The sequence below is a fragment of the Enterococcus termitis genome (assembly GCF_001730305.1).
GTDB classification, from domain to species: domain Bacteria; phylum Bacillota; class Bacilli; order Lactobacillales; family Enterococcaceae; genus Enterococcus_L; species Enterococcus_L termitis.
The window spans coordinates 25,633-42,649 of sequence record NZ_MIJY01000003.1 but is presented as its reverse complement, the minus strand read 5'-3'; the positions used below and the strand labels follow the sequence as shown (position 1 = coordinate 42,649).

The 17,017-nt window shown below is 37.5% G+C and carries 15 protein-coding genes and 1 other annotated feature (1 of these 16 cut by a window edge); of the genes, 4 read left to right on the top strand and 11 right to left on the bottom strand.

Features of this window, described 5'->3' with window-relative positions; all coding sequences use genetic code 11:
* Positions 1-11: 11 nt before the first annotated feature.
* The 3 genes from BCR25_RS03900 to BCR25_RS03890 form a co-directional block, all read right to left on the bottom strand.
* Positions 12-1,436, bottom strand: coding sequence for a YlbE family protein (locus BCR25_RS03900; protein WP_069662316.1), 1,425 nt, complete (start codon positions 1,434-1,436; stop codon positions 12-14).
* Positions 1,433-2,986: an acyl-CoA synthetase FdrA gene (gene fdrA, locus BCR25_RS03895; protein ID WP_069662315.1), complete on the bottom strand. Its 1,554-nt coding sequence runs from the start codon at positions 2,984-2,986 to the stop codon at positions 1,433-1,435. The genes BCR25_RS03900 and fdrA overlap by 4 nt, the downstream gene beginning before the upstream one ends.
* An 83-nt stretch (positions 2,987-3,069) precedes the next feature.
* Complete coding sequence (locus BCR25_RS03890; protein ID WP_069662314.1) at positions 3,070-3,963, bottom strand: oxamate carbamoyltransferase subunit AllH family protein; 894 nt, start codon at positions 3,961-3,963, stop codon at positions 3,070-3,072.
* Positions 3,964-4,117: 154 nt separating this feature from the next.
* Here BCR25_RS03890 and BCR25_RS03885 point away from each other — a divergent pair, with 154 nt between their 5' ends.
* The gene (locus tag BCR25_RS03885) at positions 4,118-5,794 is read left to right on the top strand and encodes a PucR family transcriptional regulator (RefSeq protein ID WP_069662313.1); all 1,677 of its coding nucleotides are present in this window, start codon (positions 4,118-4,120) and stop codon (positions 5,792-5,794) included.
* Between the two features lie 174 nt (positions 5,795-5,968).
* Here the strand turns inward: BCR25_RS03885 and fabZ are convergent, their stop codons facing one another.
* A complete protein-coding gene (gene fabZ / locus BCR25_RS03880) occupies positions 5,969-6,403 on the bottom strand; it encodes a 3-hydroxyacyl-ACP dehydratase FabZ (protein ID WP_010772238.1) in 435 nt (144 codons plus the stop codon).
* Positions 6,404-6,405: 2 nt separating this feature from the next.
* Complete coding sequence (fabF, locus tag BCR25_RS03875; protein WP_069662312.1) at positions 6,406-7,644, bottom strand: beta-ketoacyl-ACP synthase II; 1,239 nt, start codon at positions 7,642-7,644, stop codon at positions 6,406-6,408.
* 299 nt (positions 7,645-7,943) lie between these two features.
* Between fabF and fabI the strand changes: the two genes are divergently transcribed.
* Complete coding sequence (fabI, locus tag BCR25_RS03870) at positions 7,944-8,696, top strand: enoyl-ACP reductase FabI (RefSeq protein ID WP_069662311.1); 753 nt, start codon at positions 7,944-7,946, stop codon at positions 8,694-8,696.
* A gap of 68 nt (positions 8,697-8,764) precedes the next feature.
* Here fabI and BCR25_RS03865 read toward each other — a convergent pair whose 3' ends face one another.
* From BCR25_RS03865 to BCR25_RS03845, 4 genes are all read right to left on the bottom strand, one after another.
* Positions 8,765-9,856, bottom strand: a complete 1,092-nt coding sequence (locus tag BCR25_RS03865) for an acyltransferase family protein (RefSeq protein WP_139124516.1) — start codon at positions 9,854-9,856, stop codon at positions 8,765-8,767.
* A 758-nt stretch (positions 9,857-10,614) separates the two neighbouring features.
* A complete protein-coding gene (locus BCR25_RS03855) occupies positions 10,615-10,881 on the bottom strand; it encodes a hypothetical protein (protein ID WP_069662309.1) in 267 nt (88 codons plus the stop codon).
* 7 nt (positions 10,882-10,888) lie between these two features.
* A complete protein-coding gene (fosX, locus tag BCR25_RS03850; protein WP_069662308.1) occupies positions 10,889-11,314 on the bottom strand; it encodes a FosX/FosE/FosI family fosfomycin resistance hydrolase in 426 nt (141 codons plus the stop codon).
* 20 nt (positions 11,315-11,334) lie between these two features.
* Complete coding sequence (locus BCR25_RS03845; protein ID WP_069662307.1) at positions 11,335-11,694, bottom strand: hypothetical protein; 360 nt, start codon at positions 11,692-11,694, stop codon at positions 11,335-11,337.
* A 363-nt stretch (positions 11,695-12,057) separates the two neighbouring features.
* Here BCR25_RS03845 and BCR25_RS03840 point away from each other — a divergent pair, with 363 nt between their 5' ends.
* Complete coding sequence (locus BCR25_RS03840) at positions 12,058-13,548, top strand: CHAP domain-containing protein (RefSeq protein WP_069662306.1); 1,491 nt, start codon at positions 12,058-12,060, stop codon at positions 13,546-13,548.
* 415 nt (positions 13,549-13,963) lie between these two features.
* Complete coding sequence (locus BCR25_RS03835; protein WP_069662305.1) at positions 13,964-14,239, top strand: hypothetical protein; 276 nt, start codon at positions 13,964-13,966, stop codon at positions 14,237-14,239.
* A 142-nt stretch (positions 14,240-14,381) separates the two neighbouring features.
* On the opposite strand, the gene BCR25_RS03830 is transcribed toward BCR25_RS03835, so the two are convergent.
* Positions 14,382-16,022 (bottom strand): peptide ABC transporter substrate-binding protein, encoded by a 1,641-nt coding sequence (locus BCR25_RS03830; protein ID WP_069662304.1) that lies wholly within the window; start codon positions 16,020-16,022, stop codon positions 14,382-14,384.
* 20 nt (positions 16,023-16,042) lie between these two features.
* On the bottom strand, positions 16,043-16,765 hold the full coding sequence (locus tag BCR25_RS03825) for a gamma-glutamyl-gamma-aminobutyrate hydrolase family protein (RefSeq protein ID WP_069662303.1): 723 nt from the start codon (positions 16,763-16,765) through the stop codon (positions 16,043-16,045).
* A 251-nt stretch (positions 16,766-17,016) separates the two neighbouring features.
* Position 17,017: a binding site (T-box leader), on the top strand; it runs 230 nt beyond the window's last position.

Sequence of the window (17,017 nt, the reverse complement as noted above, 5' to 3'; positions counted from 1 at the left end):
CCTCTCTCGTTTTATAGTTGCTCACTAAATGCAATAATTGCTTTTTCAAAGGCTTCCATCGGCGGATGAGTAATGCCAGCGCCGATCATACCAATTCCTGCTTCTTTATGAGCGATTGCTGTATTAATGATCGGTAATGTATTTGTTTGGATGACTTTTAAGCTGTCGATCCCTGAAGGAATCCCCATAAAATCAAGAGTTGGAATCGTAATATTGGGATTTTCAGCTGTTGTGATTCCCTGCATTTCTACTGAAAAACGTAAAGCATCCTCAATCGTTCCACCAACTAAAGCGACGATCGCAGGCGCTGCTGCCATTGCAAATCCACCAATTCCATAGGTTTCAGTAATTGCACTATCGCCAATATCAAGCCCTGCATCTTCTGGTTTATACCCAGCAAACATGGGACCGATTACTTTTTGTGAGGGACCAACAAACCAAGGATTTCCTTCGATTCCACTGATATGGATACCAAATTCTGTACCATTCCTAGCCATCGTTGTAACAACTGTGCTGTAAGGAATCCCCACAGCAGAATCTAACGCTGCTTTACACATCGCCATCCAGGTTGGACCTGAAAAGTAATCACTGCTGGCAACAAAATCAAACACCTCTTTCATTTCTTCAATCGAATGATCTGTTTGAATAATATAAGGTGTTAATGCTTGAATCAACAATGTCGTTCCGGCATTATTACGATTGTGACATTCATCCCCCATATGCAGAGCTTGTGCCAACATAAGCTTTAAGTCGATTCCTTCTGGACATAGTTTCATCGCATCTCTCAAAATCGGACCAAATGTATCTCTCATCCAAATCAAGCGTTCAATCACGGTCTCATCATTTGCGCCCATTCGTAAAATTTTAGACATTTGTTCACTTAAATTAGTAAATGCCAAATTTCCATATGTTTTATTTTCTACGATATGCATATACATGGAAGCAGAAGTGACCCCCGCCATCGAGCCTACGCATTGATGTTCATGACAAGGAGAAAAGATGATCTCGCCAGATGCAGCAACTTGTTCAGCCTCTTTTAAGTCTTTCGCCAAACCCTCAAACACCAGTGCACCTTTAACCGCACCTTTCATCGGACCATTCATTTTTTCCCATGTGATTGGTGGTCCCGCATGTAAAATTGTATGTTTAGTCATTCCTGGTACAACATTGATAGCTTGATCGTAGCCAATCAGAGAAATTTGAGAAGAAATAATCCGATTTACCGCCTCTTCATTGGCCTTTTGGATTTTTTCTAAATTTTCAGGTGTTTCGATTTTTTCCAGTGCGGCTAGAATACTAGCTTTTCCTTGACCAGGAGGAGCCCAGTTTAAATAGTTGGCTTGTACCTGTTGTTCAGTCAACTCTTCTTGAAACGCTTCGATCCCTAAATCGATGATCACAGGTTCTTCTTGAAATAGCTCAGTCATTTTACTCATTGTTCTGTCACTCCTTTTACTACAAATTCTCTTGCTAATAGACCAGCATTTTGACTACTGCTGGCATAGGTTGCGCCAATGGCTGTTAATTTTTCAACTTGTTCATTGATATCTTGTTTATCCAAATCAGTTCCTAAAACATAGCCGATGATTTCCAAATGACGACCTTCTTTGGCCGCTTTTTCTTTTGCCTCTTTCATATACGGAACCATTACCCCAACCGGATCAGGATGCGAACCATAGCCTAAGACAAAATCCATTACGATCACACCTACAGTTGGATCAGCTGCTTCTTCAACAAAACGAGCAATTCGATTCGAAGGATCGATCATTGGATGTGGTTTGCCGTTGGTAAATTCATCAGCACCAAAATCGATAAAGGTATGAGCACGGCTTTGTTCTCCAAAATGAAGAATATGTTCTTCATCAGTCGCTATATTGCTGTATACATCAGAAAAACGTTCTTTGGCTGTATACATTGCCTCATCGCAAAGTGTGCCTCCAGTGAATAAACCGCGGATATAGCGCTGCTCTGGATTTAGTTTTTCACGAATTTCATCGATTAATGGTACGTTGAGCGGATGACTATCCAATTGATCTGCATTGATTCCGGCAAGCGTTACTGCTCGAAGTGCTGCTGCTTTGGACATTTTTTCAAAATAGATCCCATTTTCATTTGGACGAGAATCACTGCCAATAAACCAAATCACGACTGGCTTGTTCGCTTGTCTAACACGTGCAAGAATTTTTTCTTCCACGTTTTTTGCTGGTGGTTTAGAAATCAATACGATCACTTTTGTGTCAGAATCTTCTTCTAACGCATCGATCGCATCCAGCATCATTCGACCGCCGACCGCTTCACTTAGATCGCGTCCGCCAGTTCCAATCAATTGTGAGACACCTTCTCCAAATTCATGAATCCGCACACTGATTTCCTGACTGCCAGTCCCTGAAGCACCTACGATACCTATACTTCCTTTTCTTACCTTATTCGCAAAACAAAGACCAACATTGTTAATGATCGCAGTACCACAATCGGGCCCCATCAGCAGCAGTCCTTTTTCATGCGCTAACTCTTTTAGTTGAATCTCTTCTTCTACACTTACATTGTCACTAAACATCATAACGTGTAAATCATTAGCCAACGCTTTTCTCGCTTCTCTAGCAGCATATTGACCGTTCACTGAAATAACTGCTAAATTTGCTTCGGGTATCGCTTTCTTGGCTGTCTCGATCGTTGTATAGCGTTCAACGGATTGACTCGTGTTTTTCTCTTTTTTTTCTGTCATCAGCAGCTCGATTTCTCTAATTAAATCGGCTGAATCCATTGACTGACCTGCATCGACCGCAATCACCAAATCACTTGTCTGAGCTTGATCGATCTCATCTGTATACAAGCCGACGTTTTTCATCACTTCTTTATTCATCTCAGTGGCCATTGCAATAATCGCCTGATCCACACCATCTAATTGATTGGCTCTTGTAGATAAAGCCATCAGCGATACAGAATCAATGTACGTATTCGGTTGTATCTTAATACTGATTGACATAAAAATTCCTCCTCTAATTAAAAGTAACATGATTCGATTGTGTTATATCTTTACACTACTAAGCATCAGTTCTCGTTGGCTAACTAAATTTCTAACAATGTCATCGTCAATGCTATTCCAGCAAGTATTCCGGCTAATATATCCCCTCCAGAGCTGGAGCCAATCGCTAATACCGCCAACATTTTTTGCTTTAGCAGCGCATCATGCTCTCCATAAAACAATTCGTTTAAAAATTCACCTATCCGCTCACGCGCTGCACCTTTGATTGCCCAATCCAATGTTGAAAAGCTGATAGCATTTGTTCGACGTTTAATTGTCTTACGACAATTAACCAACCATTGCTGCAATGAGTGATAGGGATACTCAACAGTGGTAAAAATAAGTGCTAAACCAACTAAAAAATCATCTCCTGATGGCGTTAAGCCTGGCCCCAGCCCGATCACTCGATTCAGTTGTGTCATAGCTTGAAAGGGCTGTTTGTTTTTCAAATATTCTAATAAAATAGTCGACTCCTTCCATAGCATCGTATGCATCATCTTTTCATATGTCGTCGCTTGTCTGTCGTTCAAAAGATAGCCGCCCTTTATTTCACGTTCTTCCAACCAGTTTTGTACCTGTTGACTACGAACAAGCACCTGTTCATACGCTTCTTTTGCTGGAAATTTGATTTGAGGATACTGCCACTTTCTCGCTTCATTAACTGCAATACTTGCCACTCCTTCAAACATTAACTGGTTATTTTGTACAAAGGCTGGTGTTTTTAACGGTAAATGTATGTGCTCTTTAAAAAAGCCAGCCACTCGAATTGTATTAGGGGCATCATCAAGCTCTGCAGCGGCAATTGTATACAATGTACCAGAGCCATCAACAAGATTGATTGTTCGTTCAAAAGTACTGTGAACTTCACCACTCCATTGATTTTCTTGAATTTCTACTAAGAAGTTTTGAGCACCAGATAGGCTTTGATACGACTTCATGCCCGGCACCTCCTTTACAAGATTAAATTTACACCAAGAAAGCCTTTTCAAAAACAGGCAAACTATCTGAATATCAGCGCTTTAAGTTGTATACTTTAACCAATTACCGTATAGTTAGATTAATTACTCCTGATTATTGAAAGTAGGTGTCCTCATGTTAACCGTCAAAAGCTTTTTACAACTCCCTCAATTTAAAGCATTTAATCTAGTCGCTGGAAAAGGCGGCCTAGAAAATGAAATTACTGGTGTGAATATTTTAGATAATCCAGATGCTTCGGACTGGTTGTCTGCTGGGGAATTGTTGATTACCTCAGGTTACTTTTTTAGTGAAAATCCAGAGGTCCAGCAAAAATTCATTCAGCGTTTTAAAGAAATAAACTGTTCTGCGATCTGTATTAAACCACATATTTATTTAAAAGAAATTCCTGAATCAATGCGGCAATTAGCCGAAACTCTTTCACTTCCGATCATTGAAATCCCCTATGGAATTGCTTTTTCAAAAATCATGAATATTGTTATGGCGGAAATTTCAGGGCACGTAAATGAATTGAATCAGGCTTCTTTAGAGATCCATTCGCAATTTTTTGAGATTTCATTACATGGCGGCGGGATGAAAAAAATCGCCGCTGGCTTAGCACAAATGGTTCACAATCCAATCATTTTAGTCGATACGAATTGGGCAGTCATCACAGTCAGTGACCAAAAACAGACAGCAATAACAGATATTCTCAAAAAAGTCGGTGATACTTTCTTATTTCCAATCGAAATATTCACTGATCTACCAACAAATTTTGAACGTATCCAAAAACCGATCACTCGATCGCTGCTTTTCAACGAAGTAGAATATCCTTGCGTAATCATGCCAGTTTATTTCGATACGATTCACTATGGTTTTATACTTGTCTGTCAAATCGAGCAGTCTTTGACTGATCTTGATTATGTTGCATTGGAAAATGGTTCGATGGCTTTTGCGCTTGAACAAATGCGTCTATTTGAAATCGAGCGAACTGAAAATCGCATTCGCAGAGATTTTTTTGATCAGCTATTATCAGGCCAAATCAAAGATTTAACCACTTTGGCTGCTTACGATACAACGATCGATCCCGCTCTAAACTATACGGTCTTGATTTTTTCTATTCAAACGACTGGTAATGAATCCACTTCATTGATGCAGAAAAAACAAATAGAAGACCGCTTGATGAAAAGTATGCTGTCTTCTTTAACCACTTATATAGCCAACCGTTTCCCGCATTTGCATGTATTTAGCCGTAAAAATCAATTGGTCATGCTTTTGGGAACCACGCCTACTCTAAGTACAGTTAAAACGCACAATGAAGTATCTGACACCGCTGAGCGGATTCGCATGTATTTAGAACAATCAGGAAAAATGGATCGCGAGATTTTTTGTACCATTGGTTCTACCTTGCCGATTTTAGAACTCTCTAGAAGCTTTGAAGAAGCAAAAAAAGTCATCCACTTACTTGAGGATGACGAAAAAGAAGAGAAAATTTATTTTTTCAATGATTTCTATTTTGACTCTTTTTTGGTTGATTCCATTTCGAAGGAGCAAGGAAAAGCCTTTTATGCGCATTATTTAAATCCGTTGTTGGCCTATGATCAAAAAAATAATACTAGCTTCACACCAACCTTAAAAGCCTATTTAGCTCATCATTTAAATGTTGCAACAACCTCTAGAGCGCTGTTTATCCACCGCAATACGCTTTTATATCGGATCGACAAGATCAAAAGCTTACTGCCCGTGGATTTAGAGCAGGAAAAAAATACCTTTGCCTTACAATTAGCCTTAAAATTATATGATCTGCATCAATGAGGTTGGAACAAAAAAGTCGATTAGGTTCGAGCAATACAAAAATCGAACAATACGCTTTTTGTATTGCTCGATTTTTGCGAAATTGCCGAAGATCCTGATTTTTAGCCACCGTTTATTACGCTTTAGAGTGCGAATAAACGACGGAAGTAGCAGCAACCTCGCTATTCCACCTATTTATCTTCCAACGATAAAGGTCAGTTCACATTCACATACTTTTTTATCTTCCACAAATGCAGTAGCTTTTCCGATACCAACGTAATCTCTGATTTTCACGATTTCAAAATGTAGTTTCAATACATCACCAGGTACTACTTTTTGACGGAATTTCGCTTTGTTGATGCCACCGATATACGCCGTTTCCCCTTGAAATTGTTCCATCTTCAAAATTAGGATCGAACCAACCTGTGCCAACGCCTCGATGATCAAAACGCCTGGCATTGTCGGATTTCCCGGGAAATGTCCTTGGAAAAATTCTTCATTGATCGTTACATTTTTCGTTGCGATGATTTTCTTCTCCGGGATGATTTCATCCACATAGTCAATAAAACAAATCGGGTAGCGATTTGGGATCATTTCCATAATTTCAGTTGCATTCATTAGTCTTGTCATTGTTACTCTTCCTCCCATTTTTTCATACAAATAACGCCATTATGTCCACCGAAGCCAAACGAATTGCTGATAGCATATTCAGCTTGGATCGCACGTGAACCATTAGTGAGATAATCCAGATCACACTCCGGATCAGCTGTTTCATAGCCAGCAGTTAGATGAGCGGTACCTTCTTGTAAGGTTTTCACACAGGCAATGGCTTCGATCCCGCCAGCTGCCCCCAAAAGATGCCCAGTCATACTCTTCGTGCTGGAAATTGGAATATCATATGCACGATCACCAAAAACACGTTTGATAGCCGCGGTTTCCGCTGCATCATTTGCTGGTGTGGAGGTACCATGTGCGTTGATATAGCCAACAGCATCCGCATCAATAGCCGCTTCTGCTAAAGCTAGCTCGATCGCATCAGCTGCACCACTACCATCTTTCAGCGGCGCAGTCATATGACTTGCATCACAATTACTTCCATAGCCAACGATTTCGCCTAAAATCTCAGCACCACGCTTCTTGGCATGCTCTAATTCTTCCAGCATCAACATTCCTGCCCCTTCGCCCATAACGAAGCCATGTCTTTCTTTATCAAAGGGGATCGATGCACGTTTGGGATCCTCCGTTGTATTCAATGCACTCAATGCCGCAAAACCAGCAATACCGATTTCACAAATCGTGGCTTCTGTTCCACCTGTGATCATCACATCCGCCAAACCATATTTAATTGTCCGAAAAGCTTCGCCGATCGCATTGGTCGCTGATGCACAAGCTGTTACGATCGTTTGAGAAGGTCCTTTTGCACCTAATTTGATAGAAATATTTCCTGATGCCATATTCGCAATGACCATTGGAACAAAAAATGGTGTTACACGTTTCGCTCCTTTTTTGTCCATTACTCGGACTTGATCCTGCAATGTGGTCATACCACCGATACCACTGCCGACAATCACACCAAAACGTTTTGGATCAATCGAATCATAGGTTAAGCCACTCATTTCCCAAGCTTCTAAAGCAGCAACCAATCCATATTGTGAAAATAAGTCCATTCGTTTTTGTTCCTTACGGTCAAGTACACCGCTTGGGTCAAAGTCCTTCACTTCTCCAGCTAAAGCAACCCCTGTATCTTCGGAATCAAACTTAGTAATTTTGGCAATTCCTAATTTTCCATTAACTAAATTTTGCCAATATTCTTTTACTGTATTGCCTATGGGAGTCACCGCTCCCATTCCTGTTATCACTACGCGTTTCATCTTGCACCTCCACTGATATTTTGATGTTCAAATTAAAAAAAACTTGCTTAACCAATACTTTTTTGTTTAAAATTAAGTAAAATAGTTTGACTTTCAAAGTATTTTAGTTAATAATTCAGACATCGATAAAATGTCTGTCTGGTTGTGATTATCAATTAGAGAATTATATTATCATTCTCACACAGATAATACCAGTTGTCTTTTTATCCGTCAACTTAAATAAAATCAGTTATTACGATTTTATTAAGTCGTGAAAGCATTTTTCACATATTAAAATAATTATAAAGGGGAAAATCAAAATGTTTCTAAAAAATAAAAAAGTCGTCGTAATGGGTGTAGCAAATAAAAGAAGTATCGCCTGGGGCTGTGCCAAAGCACTAAAGGAACAAGGCGCGGATATCATTTATACATACCAAAACGAACGGATGAAAAAACAAGTATTGAAATTGGCTGAACCCACCGATTTACTAGTCGAATGTGATGTTGCTTCTGACGAGTCGATTGCCCAAGCCTTCCAAACCATTCAAGAGAACTATGACAAAATCGATGGTTTAGTTCATGCTATCGCCTTCGCTAACAAAGAAGAATTAGACGGAAATGTCAGTGACATTAGCCGTTCAGGTTATTTGTTGGCTCAAGACATCAGCAGTTATTCACTTCTAGCTGTTGCTCACTACGCAAAACCGTTGTTAAACCCTGGATCTGGGATCGTTACAATGACTTATCTTGGTTCGGAAAGAGCCATTCCTAATTACAATATGATGGGAATCGCCAAAGCTTCTTTGGAAACAGCAGTTAAATATTTAGCGTATGAGTTTGCTGCAGACAAAATTCGAGTAAATGGAATCTCAGCAGGAGCGATCAAAACATTAGCTGTAACAGGTGTAAAAGATTACGATCAGCTGATCAAACTTTCAGAAGACCGTACACCAGATAAAGCTGGCGTTACGATCGAGGAAGTCGGCAATACATGTGCCTTTTTAGTGAGCGAACTTGCAGCGGGAATCGTTGGCGATATTATTTATGTCGACAAAGGCGTTCACCTTACTTAATTTTTTATTCTGGTTAATCTTTTCAAAACTAAAGACTGGGACAGCCTTTTAGGCCGCCCCAGTCCTTATTATTCATTTAAAACGGGTAAAGAAAAGCGAGTAAATTTGATTCTCTGCCACACATCAACATAACCTGTTGGTGGATACTCGATCAACGAAATGATCAACGAACTTAAAATATGGGTCATCACAAGAACAATCGCCAGTTGTACCCAACTATGACTAAGAAAATCATAACTCTTAATAAGGCTTTTCGCCCACACTATACATAAAGGATGTAGGAAGAAATAATACTTCCCTAATTCTCTCAATCGCCGCACATCAACTGCTTTATTCACAGCAATCGTTAAACTCCACCAAAAAAGTACCAGGACAAGCGGAATCAAACTAAACATAAAATTTTTATCAATGCCGCTGTTTTTATAAACGACTAGTCCTTCTCCCAGTAAAAGCAAAGCTGCCAGTACAACTAATTTTCCGCTGTATTTTTGATAACTTGCAAATTTTTCACGATAATCCCAAATAAAGAAGCCCATTGCGACAAATATCAACGCGAAGAATAAACCATTGCGTGTTGTGATAAATATACGGATATATTGATCAAAAAAATGCTTTACTTGTTCATTTTTGATATATGCATAATACGTTTCCAATGAACCAAAACTATACATCAATCCAGCAATTCCAAAAAGAATCGGATAGCCTACTTTTTTTATTAACCACTGCACTACAATGATCGCGAAAATGGCCGCAGGAATATACCAAAGATGATAATAAGTGCCTGTATAAAAAAATCCTGCGAATAAGGCAACGGGATATGTTATTGGGGTAAGTGAATAGTTTTGCTGAATCCATAAAAAACCGACTGGTAAATAGATCAAGCTCCAAAATAAATAAGATTTTAATAATGACTTTACATAACGTTGCGTATAGCCAGAAGATTTTTGTTGTCCTCTTCTAACGAAATAGCTGGTTGAAATCAAAAAATAAGGCACTGCAATGCGACATAGTACATTTTTAAATATAAAATTCAGTTCAGGTTCTTGAAATACTCGCTCACAATGAAAACAAATCACTAAAATCGCCGCTATATATTTTATCAAATCGATTCCACTATTTGCATTCGCTTGTTTGTTGCTCCTCTGTTCGATAGGACACACCTCCACCTTCTCTTTTTATTTCCTACTCCTATCAAAAAGTATAGCAAAGCTTTCTTCCTATTTTATCGGTACAAAGTCTGAATTTTCTCTCTATAAAAAGTCCTACAAAGATGCAAAAAAGGAGCGAAAGAATGACTAAAACCAATCTCTCGTTCCTTTTTTAGATAGAAACAGCAACGACCAGCGTTTCAAAAATATTTTTTGTCCTTTTTGTTCTGAGAGATTACTGAAACATAGTATTTTTCTACAAAACTATTATACTCAAATATTTTTTTTCTTTTATTATTAACCACTAAGCCCCCTTCCTATCCTTTTCGGGCATTAATTACTGTGAATAATAATTAACGATTTTGTTATTCTGAATTGCATAAGCAATTTCTTTTCTAGTACTATCCCCAATATACCCATCAACATTTATAACAAATATTTCATCTGATAAATCGATTTTTTTCAAATGAATTTGTCCAAATAATTTTTTTTGTTCTGCAGTTACTTCAATTCCCTCACTTTCCTCAAAAAAAACATAAACTAAACACTGCTGTTCCTTCTAACGTTAATTTGGTTTCAATTTCCTTGAATTGATCTTTAAACCGTACTGAACCACACAGTGTGACAACTTTTACATTGTTCATAATTCTCCTCCATCTCTAATTTCTAAAAATTTCACACCTTCCTACTTTCATTACAAAATTTTTAAGAAATCGAACTATTTCCAACTTCAGGAATTTTTACTGTTTACTTTTGGAAATTTTTTCATGTTAGTTTTCCCTGCAGTTCTGATCCTTTTGGAATGATTTCCGTAAAAATTCTTTTTGCAGCATTTCAGAGGCTTCTTCTTGATAAGCAAAACCCATAAGTGAAAAATACATATCTGTATTTTTCTCGCTACTATCCATATTCTCTAAACATTTTTTTGCAAAATTCTTGATTTCTTCCGTAGTAACGCCTAACTTATCCATTAGTAATTCATTCATAAATGTCAAACTCATTATCTGAATCTCTAATTCTCTTATTTTATCTTCCATATAGTCTCTATCCTTTCAGATTTTTTTTGAGAACATCATTATATCCCGTTAATCGATCTTTCAATGTGCCAGTATGAAACTCAAATAAGTGATTATCATAATCGTAAAAATAAATAGATTTTGAATCAGCCTCGATTCTTTTCCGGCCCTCTTTAATCACCAAACCATATGCTTTAATTTTTTTCAGCATCTCGTCGTAATCGCTCTCATCAATTTTAAATGCTAAATGATTATATGACTGTTCTTTAAGACTGCTTCCTTCCATTAAGACGATCCATTGATTTGATATCAGGAAAAATTTTTCTCTTGAATAAGAGAAATTTTTTTCTAAGCTATCATATACTTCCTCTGCAGAAAATATCTCCTTAAATAATTTAGCACTTTTTTCGATATCTTGAACAATAAATGTTATATGACTTATTCCTTCAATCATTATTACCTCCCCCCCTCACTTTATATATCATATTTTAGTTTAAATCGTTTTGGGTTCTCTTGATCATATAAAATCGCTACATATTGTCCTTCGTGAAAAAAGGCTCGATTCTTTGTTTTTGTCCAAACTTTTCTAGTTGTAATGACGGATTTTCCATTACTGAGAATAATTTTAACAGTTAGTTTTACTCGTCGCGTTGATTCACCTTTTGCATAAGAAATGTCGTTTCCATACGTACGGCTTGAAAATTCACTCTTTATGATCTCTACATTACTCTCAATCCAAACGATATTCAATGATCGCTGCATCCAGCCGTAATAAAGCTTCCTAATTAAAAACAAGACTACAATCACGAGAGCTACAATAATAACTCTTTCCATTCACATTTCTCCTTTTAACCTGAGTTAACTTCTTTGGATCTTTTTCATAAAAATTTTGGCTTAGTAGTTAAAAAAATGTATTGTTCCGTTTTCTTTTTGAACACAACGATTATACACTAAATATATACTTAAAGTAAAAAAGGAAAAACACGGAGTTAAGCTATTCCTTTTGATTCTCACAACTCTCATTATAAATAAAAACATATAAAAAAATCATTAAAACGGACATTTGAAAAGAAATACTGACAGAATGAACACAGATTTCAGACAGTTTCAGAAAACTATACACTTGTATAGTAATAGTAGGAATTCCGTTATAACAGACGTGTTATAAACTATTAAAAAAAGAGAGAAGGAATAAAAATGGGCGTTACACAAGCACAAGGAGTACAATGGGCAAAAAATTCAATTGGAAGGGCATATGATTTTGATGGTGCATTTGGGATTCAATGTTTTGACTTGATAAATCAATATGCACATGATTTATTTGGAATTTCATTTAGGGGAGCAGTTGCCAAAGATTTAATGCAAACAGGAAATGTAGGCGGATTTCGAGTAATTCCAAATACAGCAAATTTTTATCCGTTGCCAGGAGATATTTTTGTTTATACCAATGGATCAGCTGGACATACAGGCATTGTTCTAGGTTCAGTAACAACGACCGGCTTTATTGGCGTTGATCAAAACGGCAGATCTAATAATGAACCTTCCACTCAAAGAGCATTCAACTATGCAGGTTTTGCAGGAGTTGTACGACCACCCTTTACTGTCGTCGTACAACCGTTTCCAAGTAGACCCTGTAAGGTAAAAGTAGGCAATATTGTTTTACTGACCGGCGGCGCAAAAGTGACCTCACCATGGTCATCAAATGAAAATATTCCAGCAAACATGGTCAATAACTATTACCGCGTCGAACGAGTCGAAAAATTGAATGAAAAATGGCAAAGTTCAGAATATCAAGTTTTAATTAACTCTGATGCAAGTAGTTACCGAAAGTGGATTTATGAACAAGATTTATTAGTTGCACCAGCAGCAAAATTTAAAAAAGGGATGAAAGTACGTTTAAGTACAGGTGCAACAAATGCAAGTCGTTATTGGAGTAGACGTATTTTAGAGAAAAAGTTTCTTGGACAAGAATATACAATTGGAGATGTAGTGGCAACCGCTGAATCTCAAAGTCCTTATCAATATTTGATTAGCAGTAACACTTTAGGTAATCTATGGGTACTGGAACAGGATCTAGCAGACAGAACAATTCGTTTTATTACCAACGAACCATTCATGAATCAAGAGCATAATCAAAATCCCGAGGTCAAAAATAAGAACCTCTATAAAACCGTCATCAATAATATTTCAAAGGAATCAACAGCGAAATTAATGGCTGAGTTTACTAGAAGCAAGACTTGGCCGATGTTGACAAATGGAAATGTCTTCTTAATTGAATATCCTACGCATTTGATGGTCAAAGTTGTAGGTGTAAAATTGGATTCTACAGCTTCTGTTAAAGCAGAGTGCTTAAGACTGACTAAAGGTCAAATTCCCAAATATAATGAACGCGATATGAAAGTTGTTTTGCAAACCAATAAAAAATACAATTGGATTGAAATTGACAATTTACCAAAAGATTGGCAAGCGATTAGTAACCGCCTAAGATATAATTTACGCGAACGCTTCTGTCAATATTTTCTTGATACAAGAGTCTCTTATGGGAAACAAAGCGACGGAAAGTTCTATTTCCAAATTATTAATATCGAAAATAAAGAACGTGCAACTGAACTTGCAGCCAAATTAAAAGGCTGGTTTCCGGGAGATACAAATGAGTATACAAATGCGCAGATCTTTTTACAGCGTTAAAGTGTAAGTAACTAAGAGGCTAGGACAAACGCCTATGAGTCAATAACTCTCATCGGTATTTGTCCTAGTTTATTTTTTGGCATTTACTAGATAAATGATTCTGCTATAACATCTATTCATCGCTGTAGTTGTCTAATGATGAAACAACTAATTTATCTTAAGCATAAAAAAGTCCAGATAGTCCATCAATTAAACATTAAAATTCATACTATAAAAATAAGATTGAACGTTCCTCTAACTTACATACTTTATATAACTTTCATCCCCCATACAGTTTTACTTGCATTGTAAAGTCAACTCCTCTGCGTTCTTCAAATTAGCCATATATAAAAATTTCTTCATAAATGATAACAATTATTGACATTATGGAATTTTCATAGTATACTAAAAAGTATAAAATAACGGAGGTAATAAAATGAAAAAAATTATTTCAGCTTTGTTTTTATTATTATGTTTAGGTTCTGTCGTAAGTTATACCGCAGTAGAAAGTCAGGCAAAATCAACCGTATTAGAACAAACCACAGAAGAATCACTAACCAATGAAGCAGCGTCTAGAAGTGGCTATCGTTGGCGCTGTGATAGCTGTGGCTACACTAGTGAATGGCATGCATTTGCAAATACTGCAGTAAAAAGAGCTAATGAACATATGAGTAAAAATCCAGGACATATCGCTTATACTTATAGAGTATAACAGCAACAAAAAGAACTTGAGTCATAAGTCTCAAGTTCTTTTTGTTGCTGTTATTTTTCTTCTTGTGACACACGTTCAGTTTGCGCGGTGTCTCTTCTGTTCCCATAGTCTCCTATTCTATTTCTACCTATTATCTGATTGTTTATTCAACATAAGCTAGACGATAGGAAACGGTTCTTCCAAAAGGAAATACTTGGAGATCTTTTAATTGATCGGCTTTCAGATAGCCGATTGCTCCTTGATACAGTGGCAAAACAGCTGCATCTTTTTCAATCAACGTTTCTTCTAGTTCTTTTAACTTATCCCAACGTTTTTCTGGTTCATTCGCTAAAGTGATTCGTGCATCATTCAACCCTTGATCGTATTCTGGATTGTTATACCCCGCAGTATTCAAACCACTCTTGGAATCATAAAATTCTAAGAAGTTGATTGGGTCTGCATAATCAGGTGTCCACGTCCCAAATACTAAATCAAAATTTCCTGCCGTTTGTAAATCTAAACGATTTTGTAATGGCACTGATTTCAATGTGATCTTTAAGCCAGACAGATTTTGTTGTAATTGACCTTGTACGTATTCGATCGTCTTTTTCGCAAGTGCAGAATCGGCAGAAAGCAGTTCTAATTCGATTTGATCTTTGCCTAATTCCTTCTTAGCTGTTTCCCAACTTTTTTGTGCTGCCTCTAAATCATAAGCTAGAAAATCACCATTTTCTTTACGGAAATCTTCGCCTATTTCAGGATCTTTAGCAAAATCTTTTGGTACAAAACCGTTGATCGCTGTTGAACCGTCGCCCAAAATATCCTTTGCAAACGTCTCTTTATCGATGGCTTGCAGAATCGCTTTACGAACATTGACATTCCCTGTGACTTCTCGTTTATGGTTTGGACTTAAATAGCCCACCATTGCCTTAGGTACAAAATTCGCTTGTGGTGAATCTTTGTATTGCAAAGCATACGTATCAGCTAGAACGGTATAATCTAGGTCTCCAGCATCAAATAAATTGGTTCCTGTCCCGATTTCTTTTACAACTTGAACATTGATCGTGTCAAGCTTAACATTTTTTTGATCCCAGTAGTCCTTATTTTTCGTTAATTTCCAAGTCTCAGTGTTGCCATCCCAACCAGAAATCACAAAAGGACCGTTTCCTACAAAATTATCAGCAGATGTCCCGTAATCTTCCCCTTTTTCCTTCACGAATTTTTCGTTTTTAGGCATGAAAGGCGTACCGACCAATACTTGTGCTAGATAAGGAATTGGGTATTCCAAGGTCATTTCTAGCGTTTGATCATCAATCGCTTTTACACCAAGCTCATCGATAGATGCCTGTCCTTCACGAATTTTACGACCGTTTTTGAAGATATCCATCTGATTACTGCTGCTTGAACCAAAGCTTGGGTCCACCACATTTTTAAAAGCAGAGACGAAATCTCCAGCAACAACAGGATCCCCATTACTCCATTTGGATTCTTTTAGTTTAAAGGTATAAACAAGTCCATCATCACTAACAGTCGGCTCACTGGCTGCAACAGCTAGTTCTGGATCATGATTTTTGTCCATTCGATAAAGACCTTCAACGACCTGTCCGATCATATCTGAGCTGTAGACATCTGTATAATGAGCACTATCCAGAGTAGATAATTCACCACCAGAAGCGACTGTGATTACTTGCTCAGCATTTCCAGCTTCTTTTTTTGCTGATGAATCTGTTTCCCCATTTTTCCCACCGCAAGCTGCCAATAATAGACTTGCCAGCAAAACAACGACGCTTAACTTTTTCTTCATTGTTTAAATCCCCCTCTGTTTTATAAATTCTTAACGACATATCGAAAAACAGCCATCTCTTGTTCTAAATGATCATAGGCAAAATCAGGATGCCATTGGACCCCTAAAAAAGCAAACGCAGGATCATTGCTTTCAACACCTTCTACTATACCATCTTCACTAAGCGCTGTTACCTGCAAGCGCTCAGCTAATTTTTTTACCGCTTGAAAGTGAAAAGAATTGACTGTTGTTTCTTTACCATAAATTTTACGTAAAATGCTGCGTTCTTTAGTTTGGATCCGATGAGTTGGAATCTGTCTAGCCACCGGCACTTGCATATGCGCTATTTTTTTATCTGATAAGTGACGAATATCTTGATGTAAACTACCGCCTAAGGCAACATTGACCAATTGTAATCCACGACACACTGCAAAAATCGGTTTTTGTTGTTTCAGAGCTTCTTCGATCAGTGCTAATTCAAATCGATCTCTTTCATCGGAGATCCCTGCCTCTTTGATCAGAACCTTTTCTCCATAAAGTGATGGTGAAACATTTTGTCCGCCAGCTAAAATTAATTTATCTATTTTACTCACATATTCTTTCGCCAAATCAGGAGAGCCGACTGGTAATAAAAAGGGCAACCCGCCTGCCTTTTGTACCGCCTTTACATAGCCCTGAGGTGTATAACTGATCGGTAAATGATATAACGCAGCGCCAGCATCTGCCATTTCATTCGCTGCAATTCCTATGATCCCTCGTGTCAACTCGCCTCACCTCTCCATTGTTTCACTGATAATTGTACATAGTTTATCAGATTTATTTATGGAAGGGTAGTAGCAATAAGAACAGTGCGATAGATTTTAGCTATCACGCTTCACTTACTTTTTGATAGAAAATCCCTATTATAGTGTACCTTACTTTTTGTCATTCGTTAATTTTTATGCTTCATTTTATTATTTTCAGAATTTTCTAAACGATAACTTGTTGACATTCTCGCCACCTGATGGTAAAGTTAT

Coding starts and splice junctions, on each gene's coding strand:
- fabZ (WP_010772238.1), bottom strand. CDS start 6,403: ATGACAAGACTAATGAATGCAACTGAAATTATGGAAATGATCCCAAAT.
- BCR25_RS03890 (WP_069662314.1), bottom strand. CDS start 3,963: ATGAAGTCGTATCAAAGCCTATCTGGTGCTCAAAACTTCTTAGTAGAA.
- BCR25_RS03835 (WP_069662305.1), top strand. CDS start 13,964: ATGAAAAAAATTATTTCAGCTTTGTTTTTATTATTATGTTTAGGTTCT.
- fosX (WP_069662308.1), bottom strand. CDS start 11,314: ATGATTGAAGGAATAAGTCATATAACATTTATTGTTCAAGATATCGAA.
- fabF (WP_069662312.1), bottom strand. CDS start 7,644: ATGAAACGCGTAGTGATAACAGGAATGGGAGCGGTGACTCCCATAGGC.
- fabI (WP_069662311.1), top strand. CDS start 7,944: ATGTTTCTAAAAAATAAAAAAGTCGTCGTAATGGGTGTAGCAAATAAA.
- fdrA (WP_069662315.1), bottom strand. CDS start 2,986: ATGTCAATCAGTATTAAGATACAACCGAATACGTACATTGATTCTGTA.
- BCR25_RS03855 (WP_069662309.1), bottom strand. CDS start 10,881: ATGGAAGATAAAATAAGAGAATTAGAGATTCAGATAATGAGTTTGACA.
- BCR25_RS03830 (WP_069662304.1), bottom strand. CDS start 16,022: ATGAAGAAAAAGTTAAGCGTCGTTGTTTTGCTGGCAAGTCTATTATTG.
- BCR25_RS03885 (WP_069662313.1), top strand. CDS start 4,118: ATGTTAACCGTCAAAAGCTTTTTACAACTCCCTCAATTTAAAGCATTT.
- BCR25_RS03840 (WP_069662306.1), top strand. CDS start 12,058: ATGGGCGTTACACAAGCACAAGGAGTACAATGGGCAAAAAATTCAATT.
- BCR25_RS03900 (WP_069662316.1), bottom strand. CDS start 1,436: ATGAGTAAAATGACTGAGCTATTTCAAGAAGAACCTGTGATCATCGAT.
- BCR25_RS03845 (WP_069662307.1), bottom strand. CDS start 11,694: ATGGAAAGAGTTATTATTGTAGCTCTCGTGATTGTAGTCTTGTTTTTA.